The organism is Streptomyces corynorhini (assembly GCF_003346515.1).
GTDB lineage: Bacteria > Actinomycetota > Actinomycetes > Streptomycetales > Streptomycetaceae > Streptomyces > Streptomyces corynorhini.
Genome location: NZ_QQNA01000102.1, coordinates 21,544 through 28,347, shown reverse-complemented (window position 1 = coordinate 28,347; position 6,804 = coordinate 21,544). Strand labels below are relative to the sequence as shown.

At 74.7% G+C, this 6,804-nt stretch carries 7 protein-coding genes; all 7 read left to right on the top strand.

What is annotated here, in order from left to right:
- A partial coding sequence (locus DVH02_RS14510) for an inositol-3-phosphate synthase (protein ID WP_199566284.1) occupies positions 1–659 on the top strand: 659 nt, incomplete at its 5' end.
- Positions 656–1,663 carry an SCO3242 family prenyltransferase gene (locus DVH02_RS14505; protein ID WP_114624224.1) on the top strand — a complete coding sequence of 336 codons (1,008 nt, stop codon included), beginning with the start codon at positions 656–658 and terminating at the stop codon, positions 1,661–1,663. The genes DVH02_RS14510 and DVH02_RS14505, both read left to right, overlap by 4 nt.
- A complete protein-coding gene (locus tag DVH02_RS14500) occupies positions 1,660–2,505 on the top strand; it encodes a sugar phosphate isomerase/epimerase family protein (protein WP_114624223.1) in 846 nt (281 codons plus the stop codon). The genes DVH02_RS14505 and DVH02_RS14500 overlap by 4 nt, the downstream gene beginning before the upstream one ends.
- The gene (locus DVH02_RS14495) at positions 2,502–3,212 is read left to right on the top strand and encodes an EboA domain-containing protein (RefSeq protein WP_199566283.1); all 711 of its coding nucleotides are present in this window, start codon (positions 2,502–2,504) and stop codon (positions 3,210–3,212) included. The genes DVH02_RS14500 and DVH02_RS14495 overlap by 4 nt, the downstream gene beginning before the upstream one ends.
- Positions 3,212–4,060 carry a TatD family hydrolase gene (locus DVH02_RS14490; protein ID WP_114624222.1) on the top strand — a complete coding sequence of 283 codons (849 nt, stop codon included), beginning with the start codon at positions 3,212–3,214 and terminating at the stop codon, positions 4,058–4,060. The genes DVH02_RS14495 and DVH02_RS14490 overlap by 1 nt, the downstream gene beginning before the upstream one ends.
- A 4-nt stretch (positions 4,061–4,064) precedes the next feature.
- Complete coding sequence (gene eboE, locus DVH02_RS14485) at positions 4,065–5,234, top strand: metabolite traffic protein EboE (protein ID WP_114624221.1); 1,170 nt, start codon at positions 4,065–4,067, stop codon at positions 5,232–5,234.
- 173 nt (positions 5,235–5,407) lie between these two features.
- Positions 5,408–6,769 (top strand): nucleotide pyrophosphatase/phosphodiesterase family protein, encoded by a 1,362-nt coding sequence (locus DVH02_RS14480; protein WP_114624227.1) that lies wholly within the window; start codon positions 5,408–5,410, stop codon positions 6,767–6,769.
- Positions 6,770–6,804 lie beyond the last annotated feature (35 nt).

The following is a 6,804-nucleotide window of genomic DNA, read 5'->3' as shown; positions in this document are numbered from 1 at the left end:
GTGGAGGGGGTGAAGTTGACGTCCGGGCGGGCTGCCCGTACGTCAACTTCACCCCCTCCACCGGGCTGCGCACCGGCCCCCTCACCGCCGCCGCCGAGGCCCGCGGACTTCCCCACGCGGGCCGCGACGGCAAGACCGGCCAGACGCTGCTCCGTTCCGTACTCGCCCCCATGTTCGTCCAGCGTGCCCTGTCGGTGCGGGCCTGGTCGGGCACGAACCTGCTGGGCGGCGGGGACGGGGCGGCGCTGGCCGACCCGGCGGCGGCCGCCGCCAAGAACGCGGGCAAGGAGCGCGTCCTCGCCGACACCCTGGGCACGGCGCCGGAGGGCGAGGTCCACATCGACGACGTACCGGCCCTCGGCGACTGGAAGACCGCCTGGGACCACATCGCCTTCGACGGGTTCCTCGGCTCGCGCATGATCCTCCAGACCATCTGGCAGGGGTGCGACTCGGCGCTCGCCGCGCCGCTCGTCCTCGACCTGGCCCGGCTCCTGGCCCGCGCCCACGAGGCTGGGCTGAGCGGCCCGCTGCCTGAGCTGGGCTTCTACTTCAAGGATCCGGACGGCGGACCCGCCGCGCTCGCCGAGCAGTTCGAGGCGCTGCTCGCCTTCGCCGAACGGCTGGCGCCGGTGGCGCAGGCGCCCGGGGAGAGCGGGTGAGCGCCCGCGACTGGGCCGAACTGCTGCGGGTGTCGGCCCTGTTCACCGTCCCGGGCGACGCCCTGGCGGGCGCGGTCACCTCGGGGGTACGGCCCGGCCGGGGCACCGCGCTCGCCGTGGGGGCCTCGCTCTGCCTGTACGAGGCGGGCATGGCGCTCAACGACTGGGCGGACCGCGCCGAGGACGCGCGCGAGCGCCCGCACCGCCCGATCCCCTCGGGCCGGATCTCCCCGTCGGCCGCGCTCGCGGCGGCGGGCGGTCTGACGGTGGCGGGCCTCGCCCTCGCCGCCGGTGCGGGCCGGCCCGCCCTGGCGGTGGGCTCGGCGCTCGCCGCCACGGTCTGGTCGTACGACCTGTGGCTCAAGCACACCCCGGCGGGCCCGGCGGCGATGGGCGCCGCCCGTGCGCTGGACCTGCTGCTGGGCGCGACGGCCACGACGGGCGGGACGGTGACGGCCGGTGGGACGCGGGGAGCCGGTGGGGCTCCGGGGGCCGGTGCGACGGGCGCCGCCGTGACAGGGGCCGGTGCGACGGGGGCCGGTGCGACGGGTGCCGCCCGGCTCCGCGCCGCGCTGCCGTCCGCCGCGCTGCTCGGCGCCCACACCGTCGCCGTCACCACCGTCTCGCGCCGCGAGACCCAGGGCGGCTCCACGGCCGCGCCGCTCGCCGCGCTCACGCTCACCGGGGTGCTGGGCGCGGCCGTGGCGCGGCCGCACCGCCCCGCCTCCACACCGCCGCCGGGCGCCACCGCCCCCGGGGCCGGACCCGTACTGGCCACCGCGCTGGCCGCCGTCTACGCGGGCACCGCCGGGCGGCCCCTGCTGCACGCGGCGCTCAACCCGTCCCCGCCCCTCACCCAGCGTGCCGTCGGCGGGGGCATCCGCGCGATGATCCCGCTCCAGGCCGCGCTGACCGCGCGCGGCGGCGCGGCCGGGGTCGCGCTCGGCGTCATGGGCCTGGCGCCACTGGCCCGTACTCTCGCACGGAAGGTGAGCCCGACATGAGCCCACGTCTCGGCTACGGCACCAACGGGCTCACCGACCTGCGGCTGGACGACGCCCTCGGGCTCCTCGCCGACCTCGGCTACGACGGGGTCGGGCTGACCCTCGACCACATGCACCTCGACCCACTCGCCGCCGATCTGCCCGACCGCACCCGCCGGGTCGCCCGGCGGCTGGGCGAGCTGGGGCTCGACGTCACCGTCGAGACCGGCGCCCGCTATGTGCTCGACCCGCGCCGCAAGCACGGCCCCACCCTCCTGGACCCGGACCCCGAGGGCCGAGCCGCCAGGATCGAGCTGCTGGTCACGGCCGTACGGGTGGCCGCCGACCTCGGCGCGCACGCCGTCCACTGCTTCAGCGGAGTCACCCCGGAGGGCACGGACCCCGACACCGCCTGGAAGCGCTTGAAAGAGGCCATGTGCCCCGTACTCGAAGCGGCGGACGCCGCCGGAATCCCGCTCGCCGTCGAGCCGGAGCCCGGCCATCTCGTCTCCCGCCTCGCCGACTTCCACCGGCTCCGACACCTCCTCGGCGACCCCGAACCGCTCGGCCTCACTCTCGACATCGGCCACTGCCAGTGCCTGGAGACCGCGTCGCCCGCCGACTGCGTACGGGAGGCGGCGCCCTGGCTGTGCCACGTACAGATCGAGGACATGCGACGCGGAGTCCACGAGCACCTTCCGTTCGGCGAAGGCGAGATCGACTTCCCGCCGGTCCTCGACGCGCTCGTGGCCATCGGCTACCGGGGCCTGACCGTCGTCGAGCTGCCCCGCCACTCGCACGCGGGACCCGAAATGGCCCGTAGATCCATGGAGTTCCTCCGCGCGGCAGGGGAGAGGGCATGACACCGGAAGGCAGCGGCACACCGCACGGCACACCGGACGGCAACGGGCCGAGCGGCACACCGGACGGCAACGGGCCGAGCGGCACACCGGACGGCAACGGGCCGCACGGCACACCGACCCGCGGGGAACTCGCCGCGCTGCTCCCCGCCGACGCCGCGTCCTGGCTCGACGCCGCGCTCGCCGAGGCCACGGCCGGGCGCGGCGCGGACGCGGACGACACCGCCTCCTGGGAGCTGCGCTTCGCCGCCGCGGGCCGGCACTGCGGACCGGACCTGGCCGGGCCCGCACGCGCCCTGCTGCTCGCGGCGGCCGACGCCCGGCCCGTCACCCTCACCCGGCTCTACCGGCGCGGCACGGCCACCGAACGCCTCGCCGTCCTGACCGCCCTGCCCGACCGGGTGCCGGGGCCCGAGGCGCTGCCGTTGACCGAGGACGCGCTGCGGACCAACGACACCCGGCTCGTCGCCGCCGCCGTCGGCCCGTACGCCGCGGCCCACCTCGACGCCCACGCCTGGCGCCACGCCGTCCTCAAGTGCCTGTTCACCGGGGTGCCCCTCGGCGCCGTCGCCGACCTGGAGCGGCGCGCCCACGGCGACGCCGAACTGGCCAGGATGCTCGCCGACTTCGCGGCCGAGCGCACCGCCGCGGGCCGTCCCGTACCCGCCGACCTGCACCACGCGTCGCATCTCACCGGCGAGGAGTCCTGATGCGCATCTTCGACCCCCACATCCACATGACCTCCCGTACCACCGACGACTACCGGGCGATGTACGCCTCCGGAGTCCGCGCCCTGGTCGAGCCGTCCTTCTGGCTCGGCCAGCCGCGCACCTCGCCCGCCAGCTTCTTCGACTACTTCGACGCACTCCTCGGCTGGGAGCCCTTCCGGGCGTCCCAGTACGGCATCGCCCACCACTGCACCCTCGCCCTCAACCCCAAGGAGGCGAACGACCCGCGCTGTCTGCCGGTCCTGGACGAACTGCCCCGCTATCTGGTCAAGGACGGCGTCGTGGCCGTCGGCGAGATCGGCTACGACTCGATGACCCCCGCCGAGGACACCGCGCTCGCCACGCAGCTCCAACTCGCCGCCGAACACGGCCTGCCCGCGCTCGTCCACACCCCGCACCGCGACAAGCTCGCCGGACTGCGCCGCACCATCGACGTCGTCCGGGAATCCGCCCTGCCGCCGGAACACGTCCTGCTCGACCACCTCAACGAGACCACGGTCAAGGAGGCCGCCCGAAGCGGCAGTTGGCTCGGCTTCTCCATCTACCCCGACACCAAGATGGACGAGGACCGGATGGTCGCCGTCCTCAAGGAGCACGGCACCGAGAAGGTGCTCGTCAACTCCGCCGCCGACTGGGGCAACAGCGATCCCCTCAAGACCCGCAAGGTCGCCGACGCGATGCTCGCCGCCGGGTTCGGCGCGGACGACGTCGAGACGGTCCTGTGGCACAACCCCGTCGCGTTCTACGGGCTCAGCGGCAGACTCCAGCTCGACGTCCCCGCCCCCGAGGCGCTCCACGAGGGCAACTCCGTGCTGCGCGGCGGGGAGTGAGCGCATGCGCTTCCGCCACCCCGACGGCTCCACCGTCCACCTCGCCTACTGCACCAACGTCCACCCCGCCGAGACCCTCGAAGGGGTCCTCGGCCAACTGCGCGACCACTGCGAACCGGTGCGCCGACGCCTCGGCCGCGACCGTCTCGGCATCGGCCTGTGGCTCGCCAAGGACGCCGCGAAGGCCCTGATCAACGACCCGGTGACGCTGCGCGGACTGCGCGCGGAGCTGGACCGGCGCGGCCTGGAGGTCGTCACCCTCAACGGCTTCCCGTACGAGGGATTCGGCGCGGAGGAGGTCAAGTACCGGGTGTACAAGCCGGACTGGGCCGACCCCGAGCGGCTCGCGCACACCAGCGATCTGGCCCGGCTGCTGGCCGCCCTGCTGCCCGACGACGTCGTCGAGGGTTCCGTCTCCACGCTCCCGCTCGGCTGGCGCACCGGCTGGGACGACACCGCCGCCCGCACCGCGCGCGCCGCGCTGGCCACCCTCGCCGAACGGCTCGACGCGCTGGAGGAGCTGACCGGCAAATCCATCCGCGTCGCCCTGGAGCCCGAGCCCGGCTGCACCGTCGAGACCACCGCCGACGCCATCGGCCCGCTCACCGACCTGGCCGCGCGCCGCATCGGCGTCTGCGTCGACACCTGCCACCTCGCCACCTCCTTCGAGGACCCCGCCACCGCCCTGGACGCCCTCGCGGCCGCGGGCGTCACCGTACCCAAGGCACAGCTCTCCGCCGCGCTCCACGCCGAGCGGCCCCATCTGCCGGAGGTGCGCGAGGCGCTGGCCGCCTTCGCCGAACCCCGCTTCCTGCACCAGACCCGGGCCCGCACGCCCGCGGGACTGCTCGGCACCGACGACCTCGAAGAGGCGCTCGCAGGTGACGCGCTGCCCGACGACACCCCCTGGCGCTCACACTTCCACGTCCCGCTGCACGCGCCGCCCGCCCCGCCGCTCACCTCCACCCTCCCCGTACTCCGGGACGCCCTGACCCGGCTGGTCGGCGGGCCGACGCCGCTGACCCGGCATCTGGAGGTCGAGACCTACACCTGGCAGGCGCTCCCGGCCGACCAGCGCCCCCGCTCGCGCGGCCGGCTCGCCGACGGGATCGCCGCCGAACTCACCCTGGCCCGCGATCTGCTGATCGACCTCGGGCTGAAGGAGCTGCCGTGACCGAGAGCCAGAGCCAGAGCCAGAGCCAGAGCCAGAGCGGGAACGGGCGCGGGAGCGGGAACGGGAGCGGGAGCGGGAGCGGGAGCGGGAGCCAGGGCCGCAGCGGGAGCGGGAGCCGGAACCCGAGCCCCGGCACCGCCCAGGATCGCGGCACCGCCCAGCGCCCCACCCCGCTGCTGGTCCTCGACGTGGTCGGCCTCACCCCTCAGCTGCTGCGCCACATGCCCCGCCTCGGCGAGCTGGCCGCCACCGGCTCCCGCGCCCCGCTGACCACGGTGCTGCCCGCCGTCACCTGCAGCGCCCAGTCCACCTTCCTCACCGGGACGCTCCCCGCCGAGCACGGCATCGTCGGCAACGGCTGGTACTTCCGCGAGCTGGGCGACGTACTGCTGTGGCGCCAGCACAACGGACTGGTCGCGGGGGACAAGCTCTGGGACGCCGCCCGCCGCGTCCACCCCGGCTACACCGTCGCCAACGTCTGCTGGTGGTACGCGATGGGCGCCGACACCGACTACACCGTCACCCCGCGCCCCGTCTACTACGCGGACGGCCGCAAGGAACCCGACTGCTACACCCGGCCCCCCGAGCTGCACGACGAACTCACCGAGAAACTCGGCACCTTCCCCCTCTTCCACTTCTGGGGCCCCGGCGCGGACATCGTCTCCTCGCAGTGGATCGTGGACGCCACCCGGCACCTCATCGGGACCCGGCGGCCCGATCTGGCCCTGTGCTACCTGCCGCACCTCGACTACGACCTCCAGCGCTTCGGCCCCGACGACCCGCGCTCCCACCGGGCCGCCGCCGAACTCGACGCCGTCGTCGCCCCGCTCCTCGACGAGGCCGCCGCCGAGGGCCGTACCGTCGTCGCGCTCTCCGAGTACGGCATCACCTCCGTCTCCCGGCCCGTCGACATCAACCGGGCGCTGCGCAGGGCCGGGCTGCTGGAGGTGCACACCCAGGACTCCATGGAGTACCTCGACCCCATGGCATCCCGCGCCTTCGCCGTCGCCGACCACCAGCTCGCGCACGTCTACGTACGCCGCCCCGAGGACCTGGAGGCGACCCGCGAGGCGCTCGCGGATCTCCCCGGGATCGAGACGATCCTGGACGACGAGGGCAAGAAGGCCCACGGACTCGACCACCCCCGCTCGGGCGAGCTGGTCGCCGTCGCCGAACCCGACGCGTGGTTCACGTACTACTACTGGCTGGACGACGACCGGGCACCCGACTTCGCCCAGCTGGTCGAGATCCACCGCAAGCCCGGCTACGACCCGGTCGAGCTGTTCATGGACCCCCTCGACCCCTATGTACGCCTCAAAGCGGCCAAGGCCGTCGCCCGCAAGAAGCTCGGGATGCGCTACCGCCTCGCGGTCGTCCCCCTGGACCCCTCGCCCATCCGGGGCAGCCACGGCCGGCTTCCCCCGAGCGACGACGAGGGTCCGCTCCTCATCTGTTCCACCCCCCGTGCCGTCGGTGACCGTGTGGCGGCCACCGATGTGAAGTCCCTGCTCCTCCAGCTCGCCGGACTGCGCTGACCACCACCCCGGCGCGACCACGAGCACACGACACA